At 65.2% G+C, this 1,089-nt stretch carries 1 protein-coding gene; it reads left to right on the top strand.

Annotated features, from left to right (window positions below):
• Positions 1–138: 138 nt before the first annotated feature.
• A complete protein-coding gene (locus AVL62_RS05675; RefSeq protein ID WP_153011685.1) occupies positions 139–984 on the top strand; it encodes a DUF6174 domain-containing protein in 846 nt (281 codons plus the stop codon).
• The last annotated feature ends 105 nt before the right edge of the window (positions 985–1,089 follow it).

Genomic DNA, 1,089 nt, shown 5'->3' with positions numbered 1-1,089 from the left:
GGCCGGGCCCGATCCTGACGTCAATGAAACACGTAGCCGCACTGCGGACGCGGTAGCGTCCGCTCCTGCCGCATTTGGCGCAGGGAACCATCGGGCCGCCTTCGTCGTCGGAGGCTCACTCGACCTGTGGAGGAACCTGTGAGCCGGAGCAGCGTGGCTGGGCGAAGCGGACTCCGGTGGCCTGTCCTAGGGACGATCGTCGCCGCCGTCATCGGATTGGGTCTGACGAGCTGTGGCAATCTCGAAAGCACGGCGGGCAGCCCTACATCAAAGACCGACATCCCCCAAGACGCTGCGACCTGGCAGGTGATCGCGGCACCTGAACCGACCCCGAGGGGTGCGACCGTTCACCTGGGTGTCACCCGGCTTGGCTGTGCCAACGGCGTGACGGGGGAGGTATTGGAACCGACGGTCCTAGTGGAAGAAGAACGGGTCGTCATCAGCACCCCGGTCGAACACTTTCCGGGTGGCGCCGACTGCCCCACAAACGACGTGGAGTACCTCGATGTGGAGCTCCCCGCGGACGCTCTCGGCAAGGACCTAGTCGACGCGGCCTGCCTGAATGGCGGCGAAGCCGCCACTACGGCTGCATGCTCGCTTGGGCCCGCCCGCTGGCACCTGCCGACACTCGCTGGTGTCAACGAGGTGGTCGATTGGACAGCGCCAGCCGACTACAACTTCCAGGTCACCAGCCTGTGCGGTGAACGCGCCTTCCTGGGTACGTTCGATATCACGGTCTCAGCCGACACGGTCACCAGTGTGGAGTCCCTGGACGGGCGGTCGCCCGACCTGACAGAGGACGACGCAATGACCGTCCAGGACATGCTGCAGGAGGCGAACGCGCGGCTCAGGGGCGGGGGAACAGTCAGGCTGTCGCTCGACGAACAAGGAAATCCCCGCTATATCGCCATAGGCGACAACCTCGCCCAATCAGATGGGGCCTCGTGCTACTTCATCCACAAACTGTCCGCTCCATCCTCCTGACCTGGGAGCCCACCCCGAAACACCCTGTACTGCCGCACTGCGGACGCGGTAGCGTCCGCTCCTGCCGCGGGTCGTTAGACCACGCGCACATCGATCAGGTCCTCG

Source organism: Serinicoccus chungangensis, from assembly GCF_001483745.1.
Lineage (GTDB): Bacteria > Actinomycetota > Actinomycetes > Actinomycetales > Dermatophilaceae > Ornithinicoccus > Ornithinicoccus chungangensis_A.
Note: the sequence above shows the minus strand (reverse complement) of the source record. Positions and strands in the feature narration are given on the sequence as shown.